This window comes from Maricaulis sp. MIT060901 (assembly GCF_047123815.1).
GTDB lineage: Bacteria > Pseudomonadota > Alphaproteobacteria > Caulobacterales > Maricaulaceae > Maricaulis.
In genome coordinates this window covers 3,213,130-3,227,841 of the sequence record NZ_CP138920.1, presented here as the reverse complement: position 1 = coordinate 3,227,841, position 14,712 = coordinate 3,213,130, and the positions used below count along the sequence as shown (strand labels likewise).

Here is a 14,712-nt window from a genome sequence, read left to right as displayed (position 1 = left end):
AAACCAATGTTCTTGATTTGTTCTATTCGACGATAAAGGCCGCCGTCAACACCCGATTCGAATTTTTGTTCCAAATTTGTTCCGCAGTCAGGCCGGTTCGAACGCCGTCAGGCGTCCGTTTTCCAGCGTGACAACACGATCCATGCGCTCTGCCAGCTGGTGATTATGCGTGGCGATAAGAGCCGCAGCGCCCCTCTCCTTCACCGCGGACTGAAGCGCCAGGAAGACGCTCTCCGACGTCGCCGGATCGAGATTGCCGGTTGGCTCGTCCGCCAGCAGTACCCGTGGTTCATTGGCCAGGGCACGTGCGATGGCGACCCGCTGCTGCTCACCGCCGGACAATTGAGACGGCGCATGGGTTAGGCGTTCGCCAAGACCGAGCCCCGTCAGAAGCTCGGTGGCATGCTCGCGTGCACGTCGCACACCCTTGCCGCCAACCAGTTGCGGCAGGACCACGTTTTCCAGCGCGTCGAACTCAGGCAGCAAGTGGTGGAACTGGTAGACAAACCCGACCTCGCAGCGGCGCAGCGCCGTGCGTCCGCGGTCAGAGAGTTCCCGGGTGTTCTGACCAGCAATGACCACTTCACCGGCATCGGGTCGTTCCAGCAAACCCGCTGCATGCAACAGGGAGGACTTGCCGGAACCGGAGGGCCCGATCAGGCCGACAATTTCTCCCGGGTTCAGCGTCAGGTTGGCCCCGCGCAGGACCGTCAGATCACCGGCTTCGGTCACATAGGTCCGCTCGATATCGCGCAGTTCAAGAACGGCATCACTCATAACGAAGCGCCTCCACAGGATCGAGACGGGACGCCAACCAGGCCGGGATGACCGTGACGGCCAGGGACATGATCAGGCCGAATATGGAAACGAAGAAGATCTCGCCGACATCAAGCTCGGCCGGGATCCGGTAGAGATAATAGACCGAGGGATCGAACACCGGGCCACCGGTCAGCGCGTTCAGAACATCCTGGATCGGACCGATATTGAGCACCAGAACGACGCCCAGAATGATCCCACAAAGCGTACCGAGCATGCCGATCGTGGCACCGACCAGAAGGAAGATCCGCATGATCGAGGCGCGCGTTGCGCCCACAGTACGCAGGATGGCGATATCACCGCTTTTGACCTTCACCAGCATGACCAGCCCGCCGATGATATTCATCGCGGTAATGCCGATCACCACAGACAAGAGGAGCCGCATCATCGAGCGCTCCATCTGCAGGGCATCAAAAAACGCCGGGTTCTGGCCCGTGAAATCGAAGACCGAGGAATTCACCCCGGCGCGTTCCTGGATGGGCGCCACAAAACTGGCCGACAACATCGGATCATCCAGACGGATCTGGATCAGGTCTACCACCCCGTTTTTCTGGAAAAAGAGATTGCCCTGCTCCAGCGGCATGAAGGCCAGCGCATCATCAATGGTTGAGACACCGGTCGAGATGATGGCGTCGACATAATAGGCCTTTTGCGTGGGGATACTGCCCGCCGGCGTGTTGCGCATGGCGGTGGTGATGAAGGTCACGCGGTCATCAATGCTGACGCCGAGCTGGCGAGCGACGCCGCGGCCGAGCACAATGCCATTACCGCCATAACGCCCACTGCCAAAACGCTCCAGAGAGCCTGCAGTAATCCCCGTCAGGCTGCCGGCCGTCTCGCCCTGCGTCACCAGTTCCATCTGTGCGAGATCGGAGGGTTCCACGGCGAGCACCTGGATCACGGTCTCATAACGATCGGACACCGCCATGACCTGTCCCTGGACAACCGGGTCGGCGCTTTCAACGCCGGGCATGGCTTCTAGCTCGGCAACAAGCTCGGACACGTCATTGGGCGTCATCACGCGGGCGTCGACATAGACATGTGGCTGCGCCCCGAGCAGCTGTTCATACAGCTGGGTGCGAAACCCGTTCATGACCGACATGACGGTGATCAGGGCCGCAACGGCGAGAGCCACGCCGATGAAGGAGATAATCGCGATCAGCGCGACGCCGCCATCCTTGCGGGTTGCGCCGACAAAACGCCCCGCGATCATGAATTCATACGGGCTGAACGGCAATGCGCCAGACGTCTTGCTGGCGGCAGGATTATCCATTCGAGAAAGCACCTTCTGCGAGACGGTTGACCGCGTCTTCCGGCGACATTTCATGCGTCTCACCGGACCGACGGATCTTGACCTCAACCTTGTTCTCTTTAAGGCCGCGCGGACCGATCACCAGCTGATAGGGCAGGCCGATCAGGTCAGCGGTCGCGAACTTGCCGCCCGGACGTTCCTTGGTGTCGTCGTAAAGCGGGTCGAGCCCGGCCGCCGACAGTTTGGCGTAGGCGTCCTCACAGGCCGCATCCGCCGCCTCGTCGCCGGCACGCAGGTTGAGAATACCGGCTCCGAACGGCGCGACGCTTTCCGGCCAGATACAGCCCTTCTCGTCGTGATGCGCCTCGATGATCGCGCCGAGAAGGCGCGACACGCCGACACCATAGGAGCCCATGTGGACCGCGTGTTCCTTCTGGTCCTGGTGCATGACCATGGCCTTCATCGGCTCGGAATACTTGGTGCCGAAATAGAAGATGTGGCCGACTTCAATGCCGCGCGCGGACAGCTGGCGGTCAGCCGGAACCTTGGCGAATTCATCCGCGTCGTGCATTTCCTCGGTGGCGGCATAGAGCGCGGTGCGCTGATCGACCAGCGGCTGGAGATCACCCTCGAAATCCACATCCGCGCCCGGCACAGCCATTTCCACCAGGTCAGCGTGACAGAAGACCTCGCTCTCGCCGGTTTCGGCCAGGACGATAAACTCGTGAGACAGATCGCCCCCGATCGGACCGGTATCGGCCCGCATCGGCACGGCCTTGAGGCCCATGCGCGCAAACGTGTTGAGATAGGCCACGAACATGCGGTTATAGGAGTGGCGCGCCGCCGCCTCGTCGATATCGAAGGAATAGGTATCCTTCATCAGGAATTCGCGGCCGCGCATGACGCCGAAACGCGGACGGATCTCGTCCCGGAACTTCCACTGGATGTGATAGAGCATTTTCGGCAGATCCTTGTAGGACCGGCAATAGGAGCGGAAGATCTCGGTGATCATCTCCTCGTTTGTCGGCCCGAACAGCATCTCGCGCTCATGGCGGTCGGTGATGCGCAGCATCTCCTGGCCATAATCGTCATAACGACCACTCTCCCGCCACAGATCGGCGGACTGGATGGTCGGCATCAGCATTTCCACCGCACCGGCGCGGTTCTGCTCCTCGCGCACGATCTGCTCGACCTTCTTGAGCACTTTCATGCCCAGCGGCAGCCAGGAATAAATCCCCGCGGATTGCTGGCGGATCATGCCGGCGCGCAGCATCAGCTGGTGGGAAACGATCTGGGCGTCCGAAGGGGTTTCCTTCAGTACGGGCAGGAAATAGCGGGAAAGGCGCATGGAAATTCGTCCAGTCAGGAAGGTTTGTGCCAGTTAGACGACTTCTGCGCGCCGTGACAAGGAGCTGGAGGTGTCACTTGCACCTGGAGGGCGGGATTTTGGGGTGGTGGGGTGGTCCCGACGACAGGTGGGACGCGGTTCGTTGAGCGATGTTAGCGGAGCAAGAAACGCGGATCACCGGCGTCTGCCCGAACAGGGCCCACGACCGACACAACTCAACACGGCCGGGCAAACACCCGGCCCATTCCGCACTAGCGACCGCGACCAAAGGTCGTGATGGCCTGACCGATCAGCTGGTCATAGGTCTGCACCAGTCGCGAGCCCATCTCGGCCTGGCGCAGCGCCATCATCATCGCGGTCATCTCCGAGGCCAGTTCAACATTGGCCCCTTCAAGCATGCCTTGATGCATGACCGGATCGGTTTCCAGCTGCATGGCCGCCTCGTCTGCCGTAAACAGCGAGCCGCCCAGCGCCTGCATCTGATCAACGCTGTCCGGCGCAAACAGAGCAATACGCGCGACCGGCAGGCCGGCATCCAGCACCGTGCCGTCTTCCAGGATTTCCACCTGGTCATGCGGCAGGATCACATCCCCGCCCGACACGGCCTGCAAGGCCAGGCCAGCGCCATTGACCACACGCCCGTCCGCTGCAATCGAGAACTGCCCGGCCCGGCTGTAGAGCGCCTGTTCACCGTCAGAGAGCTGGAAAAAGCCACCACTGGAGATGGCAATATCCAGCGGGCTCCCCGTCGCGCTCAACGCGCCAGAGGTCAAATCCAGATAAGTCGAGATTCCAGCTTCAGGCAGAACGCCATCGCTCGCCGCAGTCAACACCGCGTCGAAAGACTGTGTACGCTTGAACCCAGATGTCTCTGTATTGGAAATATTGCCTGAAATAACTTCCAGGCGACGCTGTGAAGCGGACAGCATTGTCTCCGCCACACCCAACAACTCTAACATCACACAAAGTCCCGAATGCGGCGGGGACCCTAATGCACAATTTTGAGGTGTTTCAAGAGGGAATTTTGTTGCGCTTCACCACCACACGCTGAAATTGTTCAAAAAGGTTAACGCGGGCTGGTGGTTAGGTGTGGTGTGCGGGGGTGTGGAAAAGTTTTTTGGGTGGGTGAAACTACATGACCTGATCAACATGATTGGGCATCAAGCATCAGGCTCGGCAACGCATGTAAACTGCGCACAAACCGCCATCAGGTCGCGATAGAGCGCGGAATCGTTGTCCTCGAAAAGGTCTGCTGGCGACGATCGCCCCGCCAGGTAGCGCTTAACGGATAATCAGGTTGAACAACGCGCGCCTGGCTAGGCGGGTTGGGCAAGACTGCGCTTCCCACTATTTATGTTTCGTATCCCGCTAGACGGAAATGGGTATGGGTCCCTGCTTTTTTCCAAAGCCCTAGCGGGTTTCAATCGCGACTATCGGCGGGCCGATCAATTGCTTGGCCCGAAGGTCGATCGAATTGAGTGTTTCCTCATCGAAACAAAGGAGCTTGTTCATCGAAAACAGCAGGCCGCCGCTGTGAACTTCGATACGCAGCCCACTTTCGACTTCCGTGGCGACCAGTTCTTCCGGCTCACGCTGGAACGAACGTAGGCAAAGCTCCCGGTCAATGAAAAACCACGGATAGATCCGAAAGACCGAGTCCCTACCATTAACGTCCAACCCGCTTTCCCGTGACAGAGCGCATATTGATGTCCAATCTTGCCTATTAAGCGCGGGATTAAGCGTCACGCGAGCGCGATAAGGAGAAAACCAATCGAGAAATGGCACAAACACTTGATGACAAATGGCTGAGACATCTATGTCGCGGGCATTGACCTGAATTAGGAGCAAATCATCGTAAAGAGCTTCATCGCGGAGGTATGTGTCCTTCCGCAACTGGTACTGGATACTCGCTTGCGTGACAGCGTTGTTGAGAATGGGAAGTTCGACGACCGCTACCAAATTTCGACCAATGTCCGGGGCTTTCACTTCGTCAATACTCAACGCCCAATCTGCAGGTAAAACGCCAGCAGTTTGAATTAGAAAAGCGTGCAGATCTTCGATCGGTTGCTCAACGATAGGGCGTCGTCTGAATTCGAAGTTAATCATCTTATTGTGCTACTCGAGTTTGAATGTTCAGCAAACCCAGGCTGTCGAGAATGTTTTGGGAAAAAACAGGGACACACACCATTTATTCCCTGTCCAGACGCGGGCGTCCACGTGCGCGGGGGCGTAGCTGGCGATTGGACCTGGTCTCCAGACTGTCCAACCCGTCCGGAGCGCCCATCGTAATCGGTACGTGTCCCCGTTTCTTCAGTTAAACGACCGAGCGAACACCAGCCAATCCGGAAGCGCCAAAATCCCCCCACCAGTTTCCCCCGCCCTTGTGGCGGGGTCTGGTTGACGGGAAGAACAATCACCACCGCATGCCAGGCCCCGCAATAAATGCGGGGGAAGGTGATTGCGGCGACTTGCGGTGGTGATGGGCCGTCGGCGAAATCGCCCTAAACCACCGTCTTCGCATAAACAGCACGATCAATATCCACCACTTCCACGCTCGTGGACCGCGCTTGCCCTGACATGTCGCACACATTCGCCCTCACCCGTTCGCTTAGATCGGCCTTCTGTTCGACCGTGCGGCCGGGCATGATGCGGAGCTGGATGTGGATGAAGGAGAAATTGTCCGAGCCATTGCGGGTCATCGAGGCCGGGTGGGAGCGGACCTTGATGTCTTCGGTGCCAAACAGCCCGCTGGCCTGCATGCCGTCAAAGACGGCGTCCAGGAGATCGGCTTCACCGATGCCGATCTCGCTGAGCGGGGAAAATTCCACGATAGCGTGGGGCATGTCCTAATTCCCTTTCGGGTCGGGCTGGAAGTCCGGTGTGGGCAGGCCGGCATAGGGAAAGACCTCGAGCGGAAGCGCGAAGGGCCCAAGCACGGCGCCCTCGGGATGCGCCTCGGACACATCCAGGCTGATGGTGAAATAGGCCGCTCCGCGCGGAGCGATGGCCTCACCCTCCACCGGTCTGTCATCGAGCCGGCCCGGGATACGTTCACCCAATTCGCCATCTTCACCGACGCTGGAAAAAACAGGGACACACACCATTTATTCCCTGTCCAGACGCGGGCGTCCACGTGCGCGGGGGCGTAGCTGGCGAGTGGACTTGGTCTCCAGACTGTCCAACCCGTCCGTAGCGCCCATCGTAATCGGTACGTGTCCCCGTTTTTTTTGGAAGCGGTGTCTCACGGTCTGACCGCATTCCAGATCGGCGCCTCGCCCGGCACTCGGATGGCTGAGGACACCCGGACGAGCCGGGCGATGACGGAGGTGGTGTTAAAAGCGCCGTCCCCACAAAAGTTGGGATCCAGTTCGTCGAACGATTCTGGTTCAGGAATAAGCCGCGAACATCGGCCCGCTTCGAACTAGGCCTTGATCTTCATCAGGGTGACGGTGGAGTGCGAGCTAACACTCTGCCAATCCGCAAACGGGCCCCCCAGCCATTTTCCCCGCCCTTGTGGCGGGGTCTGGTTGACGGGAAGAACAATCACCAACGCATGCCAGGCCCCGCAATGAATGCGGGGGAAGGTGATTGGGGCGGCTTGCGGTGACGATAGGCGGACTGCGAAAGGCCCCTACACCACTGTCTTCGCATAAACAGCACGGTCAATATCCACCAGTTCCCGACTCGCCAGTCAGGAATTTGGTCAGCGGCTGCTCCTGGCGGTGTCATCCCAGTGCAAACTCGGCACATAGATCGGGCAAGTTGGTCGTAGCCCTGACCACGCCTTCCTCAAGATCGAATTCGAGTTCAACCAGGTCTGTACCGAAATGTGTGGAGATGTTGTGGGATAGATGCTCCATGACAGCCTGCGCGAAAATTCCTACCAGCAAGCGCATCTCGCCCGCCGGGACCGGAATCCAGCTCTTTCCGTGTTCAACATCCAGCGTGAGGATGGGCTCCTTCGCCTTCGTAGGTTTCCGCTGGAAACTGGCGTGCAGAAAAAAGTGGCGCGGACTCTCCGAACGCTCCTTGACGAGGAGCCCCGTCAGACAATCTGCCAAGTCAACAAGCGCATCAGCGTCAAACTCGACCAATCTCCAGCGCGTATAATGAGTGAGTGAAAGCCCGATCTCATCTGCGCACCAGTCCGCCCTATCCCCCAACTGCTCTGCTGCGGTAGCAAAAACCGGCCAGAGAGACATCGGCTCAACAGAAAGTATGGGTTGCGCACAAAGAAATGTCGCCTGCTGGATAAACTGAACGGCCGCATCGCCCCTACAGTTTACAGTGAGGACAAATGCTTCGGGGGCGGATTCCTGTGCGGTCGCCAACTCCGACTGCAAACGTGCCACGGTTTCAATCACACCGATGGAAGCGGTCGCGCTGATTTCGTCTCGTGGCACCCAGCGCACGCCACCACTATCCAGTGCCTGAAGCACCTCCACCGAACGAAAAAAGCCCAGATTGATCACCCTGATAAACAAAGTGTCCACGTTGCCCTTAGCAGCCAGGTTTTCCGCCTGCAGCCTGTCTCCAACAAAAGCGAGCCCCGGATCCGGCTGACTTAGGTCAGGAGAGACCGAGAGCGCCTCCCAAATCGGAGCTGCCACCGCATAGTCTATGGAAATTGCATCTCCCAGGACGAGTTCATCATTAAGGTCAGGACTCGTAATCTTTTTACGCCCGGCGCCAAGTCGCGGCTTTGCAAGCAGCTGATTAACACCCTGAAGATCTGTATCGAGTTCCGATTTCCAGCGCGCGAAAACACGATCGAGCTTACCCTCATTAGCAATCTCCGCGATACCGGCCAGGACATCGCGCGCGCCCAGCTTCACACCACGGCTGGACGCTGGACGATACGGCAGATGTGCCTTTCTCCAGAACCAGGCACTCGTATGCCGACTTGATGATCCGTCTGAGGCTTCCGAGTTCCTATTCGGGTCTGTCTCGGTCAGATAGATTCTTACGGCCTTGTGTAGGAGATCCAACTCGCTGAGGCCCTCAGCCGCGGGTGAACTATTGACCACCGTCTTCGCATAAACCGCGCGGTCGATGTCCACCACCTCCACGCTCGTGGACCGCGCTTGCCCTGACATCGCGCACACATTCGCCCTCACCCGTTCGCTCAGATCGGCTTTCTGTTCGACCGTGCGGCCGGGCATGATGCGGAGCTGGATGTGGACGAAGGAGAAATTGTCCGAGCCATTGCGGGTCATCGAGGCCGGGTGGGAGCGGACCTTGATGTCTTCGGTGCCGAACAGCCCGCTGGCCTGCATGCCGTCAAAGACGGCGTCGAGAAGATCGGCTTCGCTGATACCGATCTCGCTGAGCGGGGAAAACTCCACTATGGCGTGGGGCATGTCCTAATTCCGTTTCGGGCCGGGCTGGAAGTCCGGTGTCGGCAGACCGGCACAGGGAAAGACCTCGAGTGGGAGTGCAAAGGGCCCAAGCACGGCGCCTTCGGGATGCGCCTCTGACACATCCAGGCTGATGGTGAAATAGGCCGCTCCGCGCGGAGCAATGGCCTCGCCTTCGACCGGCCGGTCATCGAGCCGGCCCGGGATACGTTCACCCAGCTCGCCATTTTCACCGACAAAGGCATGGCCGCCGCCGACCCAGCGCGGGTCCCAGACCCGGGTCCGGCCCATCTCGCGCTGACGGCAGCTATAGAAGGTCCACAACTGGTGCGATCCGGGCGCGGTGGTCACATCGCTTTCAAAATAGGTGCGCTCGCCATAAGCCTCGATCACGGGCGTTTCGCCGGACAGGTCCGCCCAGATGAGTACGCCAGGCCGGGAATTGACCGCCTGACCTTCCGCCAGTCCGAGATTGAGTATGAGGGCGAGCAGGATCATGCCCTACCCCCAGCTACCATCGCGCGGCAGGAATTCATTGATCACACCGCTTTCGGCGATGGCGAAATAGATGATCCAGACGATCGAGGTGATGACCGTGGTCCACCAGGCCTTCTTGGCCAGCATCGGCGTGACAGGCGCACCCGGCTCGGAACCTTCCTGGATATCACCGTTTTCCTGTTGCGAGCGCACGCCGACCGGCAGGGTCATGAACAGGATCAGCCACCAGCTGATCAGGAAGACCACCAGCCCGTTGACCAGGCCCACACCGCCATCACGCAGGAAAATCCGCGACAGCCACAAAAGGCCGGCGATGACGACGGGGGCGATCTGGAGATAGCGGTTCATCAGGACGGCTCCTGCATCAGTTCGATCAGCTGGCCGTTGGAGTTTTTCGGGTGGATGAAAATCACCGGCACGCCGTGCGCGCCCAGATAGGGTTCACCAGTGCCCAATACCGTCGCGCCGCGCTCAACCATCGCATCACGCGCCTCGATGATGTCCTTGACCTCAAAACACAAATGGTGCTGGCCGCCCTTGGGATTGCGTTCGAGGAATTTGTGCACCGGACTGTCATCACCCAGCGGTGACAACAGCTCAATCTCGGAATTGTCCAGATGCACAAAGGCGACCCGAACACCCAGCTGCGGGAAGTCCTTGGTCTCGGTGGCATCGGTGGCACCATAGAGCTCGGCATAGGTCTGTTTGGCGGCCTCGATGTCCGGAACTGCGACACCGACATGGTTGAGACGTCCGATCTTCATCCAAAACTCTCCTTCTTTGCCGCCTTATACGGGCAGAACCATCACTTCGACCTGTGGCTTCTTGCCCCAGATGGCATTGATTTCACGGCGCACGGCCAGGCGGATTTCTTCCTCGATCGCGTCGGGATCCTTGCGGGTCCGGCGGCCCAGGCTGTCAAAGCGCTGTTCAGCAACTTCCTCGAGCTGGTCGAGAATGGCCTCGATCGGGGTGCGGTGATCTTCCGCCACACCGGAGGCCCGCACGTCCGGACCGCCTACCAGCCGGCCCTTCTCGTCCACGGCCAGCGAGACCGCGATCATGCCGGCAAAAGACAGACGGCGGCGTTCGCGCATGGAATTGGCATTGTCCGGCGTCAGGAACTTGCCATCAAGGTGCAGACGCCCGGCGGGAACCTCGTCAACAACGGCGCCACTGCCATCCGAGCTCAGCTCGACCATGTCGCCATTGCGTACCGTGATGGCATGGGGAACCTGGAGGGACTTGGCGAAATCGGCGTGTTCGAGCAGATGGCGCCGTTCGCCATGCACCGGGATCGCCACTTTCGGCTTGGCCCAGGCATACATCTGCGCCAGCTCGTCCCGGCAGGGATGGCCGGACACATGGATCGGGCGGTCCTTCTCGGTGATGATATGCACACCGCGTTCGGCCAGCTGGTTCTGGAGATTGAAGATCCCCAGCTCATTGCCCGGAATAACGCGGCTGGAGAAAATGACGGTACTGCCGGGCCCCAGTGTCACATTGCGATGATTGCCGTCGGCAATGCGCGACAGCGCCGCGCGGGGCTCACCCTGGGAACCCGTGCAGAGATAGAGGATCTTGTCTTCCGGGAAAAAGCCCGCCTCTTCCTCGGTCACGAAGTCCTGGACGTGTTGCAACAGGCCGACCGACTTGGCCGCAGACGTCATGCGGTGCATGGAGCGACCAACCAGGCAGACGCGTCGGCCATTGGCCTCGGCGGCCTCGATGGCCGATTGCAGGCGGGCAACATTGGAAGCAAAGGCGGCAATGGCGACCTTGCCCTTGAGCTCGCCGACGACTTCGATCAGTGCGTCCTTGACCCCGGCTTCGGAGCCGCTTTCACCGGCCGAGAAGACATTGGTGCTGTCACACACCATGGCGAGGACGCCCTCCTCGCCCATAGCTTCCAGCGCCGCGCTGTCGGTTTCCTCACCGATCAGCGGATCGGGATCGATCTTCCAGTCACCGGTATGCAGGATCAGACCTGCCGGCGTCCGGATGGCGAGGCCATTGGGTTCCGGGATGGAGTGGGTCAGCGTGACCAGCTGGATATCAAACGGGCCCAGCTCGAACCGGCTGTCGAGGCTGATCTCGTGCAGCTCGACCTCGTCCAGCAGGCCATGTTCGGCGAGGCGGTCGCGTACCAGATAGGCGGTGAACGGCGTTGCATAGATCGGACAGCGCAGGCGTTTCCACAATTGCGCCACAGCGCCCATATGGTCCTCGTGCGCATGCGTCAGCACCATGCCGACCAGGTCGTCGGCACGTTCCTCGATGAAGATCGGATCGGGCATGATCAGGTCGACGCCGGGCGTCGACAAATCGCCAAAGGTCACGCCGCAATCGACGATCACCCATTTGCGTTTTTCCTCCGGGCCATAGCCGTAGAGGTTGAGATTCATTCCGATTTCATCAGACCCGCCGAGCGGCAGGAAATAGACGCTGTCGCTCACGCGGCGCCCCCGTTCAGTTTCCAGACTTCAAGCAATCCCCGGATGGTCAGGTCGGGGTCGTAATGTTCGATCGTGCGCGAAGCCCCATCGAACAGGCTGACGACACCACCCGTGGCGATCACCGTCATGGGCTGTGCGTACTCCGACTTGAGCCTTTCCACCAGCCCGTCAATCAGGTCGATATAGCCCCAGAACACGCCGGACTGCATGGCCGAGACCGTATCCCGCCCCATCACGCGTTGTGGCTTGGCAATGGCCACGCGGGGCAGTTTCGCTGCAGCCGCGTGCAGCGCCTGCATCGACAGGTTGATCCCCGGGGCGATGATGCCTCCCTCGAATGCACCGTCATGGGAGATCACGTCGAAGGTCGTCGCCGTGCCGCTATCGATGATGATCATGGCGCCGGAATACTTGGCGCGGGCGCCCAGCGCATTGACCAGGCGGTCGGCACCGGCGTCCTGGGGACGCTCGAGTCGCACCTCGATATCCAGATTGATCCCGCTCTCGCCGACAATCATCGGCTCGCAATCGAAATAGCGGCGGGAGAGATTGCGCAGGTTAAACAGCGCCTGGGGCACCACAGTGGAGATTACGCACGCATGGACATCCGACAGCTTGAAGCCCTGCAGGGCCATCAATTGCGACAGCCAAACGGCATGCTCATCGGCCGTTCGCGTTGAATCCGTTCCGGCGCGCCAGTGCGCTTTCCAGTCCTCGCCATCATGAATGGCAAACAGCGTGTTGGTATTACCGCAATCGATAACCAGCAGCATGCCTCATCCTTTCATCCCGCCCCGGATCAGCTGTCCGGGAAAAAGACTTCACCGGCAGAGATAAATCTCCGCTCTCCGCGCGCCAAGTCGAGGCGCAATGATCCATCAGGACCAAGATCGGCAAAGATACCAGTCACGGTCTCGTCATTCAGCCGCGCCTGACAGCGATCGCCCAGCCCGAAGGCACGCACCAGCCAGCGATCCCGGATCGGACCAAATCCATCCCGGAACCAGAGCGCGAAATACTTGTCGAAAGCGCGGGAGAGAATATCAAGCGCCCGCTCGCGATTCATATCCGCGCCGAGACTTGCCAGACTGGTCGCCGGCCGCTCGACGTTTTCGGGAGCTACGGCGATATTGATACCAATACCGACGGCCAGCCAGAGACCACCGCCTGGCGCCTTGCCGCTCTCCAGCAGGATACCGGCCAGTTTCTCGCCGTTGATCAGAACGTCATTGGGCCATTTCAGCCGGGTGAGCTCAAACGGAACCCCAGCCGCGTCACACAGATCGCCAACTGCCAGTGCTGCCACAAAGGACAGCTGGGCCGCGCGTTGTGGATCGTCCGACAGCGTGTAAAGGCCCGTGGTGAAGAGGTTTCCGTCCAGCCCGGACCAGGAACGACCGCGTCGCCCTCGCCCCGCGGTCTGGCGGCGGGCGGCGATCCACAGGGGACCGCGTTCACCCGCCTCGGCACGCTCGCGCGCCAGTGTGTTAGTCGACGATGTCTCGTCCAGCCATTCCAGCCGGGTGGCAAGTCCACTCAAGCTAGAGCGTCGCCAGTCCGACGCTGAAGGCGCGGTGCACCAGCCAGCCCAGGGCCGGCAGCAAGAGCACGGTCGCCAGACCAGCCGCACGCGTCACCCAGTAGACACTCATGGAGGATGGCACGAACTCGACGTCGGAGCTGTCGAACCACATCACCTTGACGATCCGCAGATAGTAGGCCGCGGAAACGACAGAGAAGAGGACTGCCAAGATCGAGAGGTAGATCAGGCCTGCATCAACGGCGGAATAGATCACGAAGAACTTGCCGAAGAAGCCGACCATGAAGGGCAGACCACCGATCGAGAACATCAACGCTGTAATGGACCAGGAAAGCCCCGGATTGCGCTGGGCGAGACCGGCGAGGTCAGAAATGTTCTCGACCATGCCTTCCTTGGTGCGCATGGAAAGGACAGCACCAAAGGCACCAACCACGCCCACCATGTAGAGCGACATGAAAACGAGCAGCGCCCACAGGCCTGTATTCGTACCCGACGCAATCGCGACCAGGGCATAACCCATGTTCGAGATCGAGGAATAGGCCAACAGACGCTTGATATTGGTCTGGGTCAGAGCGCCAAAGGCACCGATACCCATGGACAAGGCCGCAATCATCCAGACGACGTCACGCCACTGGTCAATCATGCCGCCAAACGGCTCAACCAGGATACGGGCCAGAAGGACGATGGCGGCAAACTTGGGTGCAGTCGCAAAGAAGGCCGTGACCGGGGTCGGCGCGCCTTCGTAAACATCCGGTGTCCACATGTGGAACGGTGCGGCAGAGACCTTGAAGGCCAGACCACAGATGACAAAGACAAGACCAAAGGTCAGACCAACCGACGGCCCTGCGGCAACCGCCTGGGCGATTTCCTCGAAACCTGTAGCGCCCGTGAAACCGTAGATCAGTGACGAGCCGTAAAGCAGCAGACCGGAGGACAGAGCGCCCAGCACGAAATACTTCAGACCGGCCTCGGACGCGCGCAGGCTGTCGCGGTTGAACGCAGCCAGCACGTAAAGCGCCAGGGATTGCAGCTCGATACCCATATACATGGAGATCAGGTCATTGGCCGAAACCATCATGCCCATACCCGTGGCCGCCAGGATGGCAAGGATCGGGTATTCGATCTTGAGCAGTTTTTCCTTGTCCAGGTATGGCAGGGCCAGGATCAGGGTCAGCGCCGCGACCAGCACGATGGCAACTTTGGAGAACTTGGCCAGCGGGTCAAAGACAAAAGCGCCGCCAAAGGCCATGCCCTCACCGCCCGCGCCGAACAGCGCCAGAAGTGCTGCACCGACAAGGGCCGCAATGGAAAGCGTGTAGACCAAGCGTGTCGCCCGCTCGCCTTCCATGAAGACGCCGAGCATCAAAAGCACCATGGCACCGCCTGCAAGCAGCACTTCGGGAAGGAGAAGCGAGAATTCCTGGGAAAGCAGATCCGCTGTCATA

Annotated in this window: 15 protein-coding genes; all 15 read right to left on the bottom strand. The window is 59.9% G+C overall.

Annotation, left to right across the window (positions count from 1 at the left end; genetic code table 11):
* Positions 1–87: 87 nt before the first annotated feature.
* On the bottom strand, positions 88–777 hold the full coding sequence (locus SIC17_RS15965; protein WP_412545987.1) for an ABC transporter ATP-binding protein: 690 nt from the start codon (positions 775–777) through the stop codon (positions 88–90).
* Complete coding sequence (locus SIC17_RS15960; protein WP_412545986.1) at positions 770–2,089, bottom strand: lipoprotein-releasing ABC transporter permease subunit; 1,320 nt, start codon at positions 2,087–2,089, stop codon at positions 770–772. Before SIC17_RS15960 ends, SIC17_RS15965 begins: the two co-directional genes overlap by 8 nt.
* The gene (gene proS, locus SIC17_RS15955) at positions 2,082–3,416 is read right to left on the bottom strand and encodes a proline--tRNA ligase (RefSeq protein ID WP_412545985.1); all 1,335 of its coding nucleotides are present in this window, start codon (positions 3,414–3,416) and stop codon (positions 2,082–2,084) included. The genes SIC17_RS15960 and proS overlap by 8 nt, the downstream gene beginning before the upstream one ends.
* A gap of 251 nt (positions 3,417–3,667) precedes the next feature.
* Positions 3,668–4,375, bottom strand: coding sequence for a flagellar hook-basal body protein (locus SIC17_RS15950; RefSeq protein ID WP_412545984.1), 708 nt, complete (start codon positions 4,373–4,375; stop codon positions 3,668–3,670).
* Positions 4,376–4,826: 451 nt separating this feature from the next.
* The gene (locus SIC17_RS15945) at positions 4,827–5,522 is read right to left on the bottom strand and encodes a hypothetical protein (RefSeq protein ID WP_412545983.1); all 696 of its coding nucleotides are present in this window, start codon (positions 5,520–5,522) and stop codon (positions 4,827–4,829) included.
* Between the two features lie 395 nt (positions 5,523–5,917).
* The gene (locus tag SIC17_RS15940) at positions 5,918–6,259 is read right to left on the bottom strand and encodes a 5-carboxymethyl-2-hydroxymuconate Delta-isomerase (RefSeq protein ID WP_412545982.1); all 342 of its coding nucleotides are present in this window, start codon (positions 6,257–6,259) and stop codon (positions 5,918–5,920) included.
* Between the two features lie 3 nt (positions 6,260–6,262).
* The gene (locus SIC17_RS15935; protein WP_412545981.1) at positions 6,263–6,517 is read right to left on the bottom strand and encodes a hypothetical protein; all 255 of its coding nucleotides are present in this window, start codon (positions 6,515–6,517) and stop codon (positions 6,263–6,265) included.
* 624 nt (positions 6,518–7,141) lie between these two features.
* The gene (locus tag SIC17_RS15930) at positions 7,142–8,776 is read right to left on the bottom strand and encodes a 5-carboxymethyl-2-hydroxymuconate Delta-isomerase (protein ID WP_412545980.1); all 1,635 of its coding nucleotides are present in this window, start codon (positions 8,774–8,776) and stop codon (positions 7,142–7,144) included.
* Positions 8,777–8,779: 3 nt separating this feature from the next.
* Positions 8,780–9,271, bottom strand: a complete 492-nt coding sequence (locus SIC17_RS15925; protein ID WP_412545979.1) for a hypothetical protein — start codon at positions 9,269–9,271, stop codon at positions 8,780–8,782.
* Positions 9,272–9,274: 3 nt separating this feature from the next.
* Positions 9,275–9,619, bottom strand: coding sequence for a DUF1467 family protein (locus SIC17_RS15920; RefSeq protein WP_291895990.1), 345 nt, complete (start codon positions 9,617–9,619; stop codon positions 9,275–9,277).
* The gene (gene mce, locus SIC17_RS15915) at positions 9,619–10,035 is read right to left on the bottom strand and encodes a methylmalonyl-CoA epimerase (protein ID WP_291895992.1); all 417 of its coding nucleotides are present in this window, start codon (positions 10,033–10,035) and stop codon (positions 9,619–9,621) included. The genes SIC17_RS15920 and mce overlap by 1 nt, the downstream gene beginning before the upstream one ends.
* Before the next feature lie 24 nt (positions 10,036–10,059).
* Positions 10,060–11,676, bottom strand: coding sequence for a ribonuclease J (locus tag SIC17_RS15910; protein ID WP_412546936.1), 1,617 nt, complete (start codon positions 11,674–11,676; stop codon positions 10,060–10,062).
* A 47-nt stretch (positions 11,677–11,723) separates the two neighbouring features.
* A complete protein-coding gene (locus SIC17_RS15905) occupies positions 11,724–12,500 on the bottom strand; it encodes a type III pantothenate kinase (RefSeq protein ID WP_291895996.1) in 777 nt (258 codons plus the stop codon).
* Positions 12,501–12,526: 26 nt separating this feature from the next.
* Positions 12,527–13,267: a biotin--[acetyl-CoA-carboxylase] ligase gene (locus tag SIC17_RS15900; RefSeq protein WP_291895999.1), complete on the bottom strand. Its 741-nt coding sequence runs from the start codon at positions 13,265–13,267 to the stop codon at positions 12,527–12,529.
* A gap of 1 nt (position 13,268) precedes the next feature.
* Positions 13,269–14,711: an NADH-quinone oxidoreductase subunit NuoN gene (gene nuoN, locus SIC17_RS15895; protein WP_412545978.1), complete on the bottom strand. Its 1,443-nt coding sequence runs from the start codon at positions 14,709–14,711 to the stop codon at positions 13,269–13,271.
* Position 14,712 lies beyond the last annotated feature (1 nt).

Excerpts from the sequence above, each read along its gene's own strand:
- SIC17_RS15965 (WP_412545987.1), bottom strand. The coding sequence starts at position 777 with ATGAGTGATGCCGTTCTTGAACTGCGCGATATCGAGCGGACCTATGTG.
- SIC17_RS15960 (WP_412545986.1), bottom strand. The coding sequence starts at position 2,089 with ATGGATAATCCTGCCGCCAGCAAGACGTCTGGCGCATTGCCGTTCAGC.
- proS (WP_412545985.1), bottom strand. The coding sequence starts at position 3,416 with ATGCGCCTTTCCCGCTATTTCCTGCCCGTACTGAAGGAAACCCCTTCG.
- SIC17_RS15950 (WP_412545984.1), bottom strand. The coding sequence starts at position 4,375 with ATGTTAGAGTTGTTGGGTGTGGCGGAGACAATGCTGTCCGCTTCACAG.
- SIC17_RS15945 (WP_412545983.1), bottom strand. The coding sequence starts at position 5,522 with ATGATTAACTTCGAATTCAGACGACGCCCTATCGTTGAGCAACCGATC.
- SIC17_RS15940 (WP_412545982.1), bottom strand. The coding sequence starts at position 6,259 with ATGCCCCACGCTATCGTGGAATTTTCCCCGCTCAGCGAGATCGGCATC.
- SIC17_RS15930 (WP_412545980.1), bottom strand. The coding sequence starts at position 8,776 with ATGCCCCACGCCATAGTGGAGTTTTCCCCGCTCAGCGAGATCGGTATC.
- SIC17_RS15925 (WP_412545979.1), bottom strand. The coding sequence starts at position 9,271 with ATGATCCTGCTCGCCCTCATACTCAATCTCGGACTGGCGGAAGGTCAG.
- SIC17_RS15920 (WP_291895990.1), bottom strand. The coding sequence starts at position 9,619 with ATGAACCGCTATCTCCAGATCGCCCCCGTCGTCATCGCCGGCCTTTTG.
- mce (WP_291895992.1), bottom strand. The coding sequence starts at position 10,035 with ATGAAGATCGGACGTCTCAACCATGTCGGTGTCGCAGTTCCGGACATC.
- SIC17_RS15910 (WP_412546936.1), bottom strand. The coding sequence starts at position 11,676 with ATGAATCTCAACCTCTACGGCTATGGCCCGGAGGAAAAACGCAAATGG.
- SIC17_RS15905 (WP_291895996.1), bottom strand. The coding sequence starts at position 12,500 with ATGCTGCTGGTTATCGATTGCGGTAATACCAACACGCTGTTTGCCATT.
- nuoN (WP_412545978.1), bottom strand. The coding sequence starts at position 14,711 with ATGACAGCGGATCTGCTTTCCCAGGAATTCTCGCTTCTCCTTCCCGAA.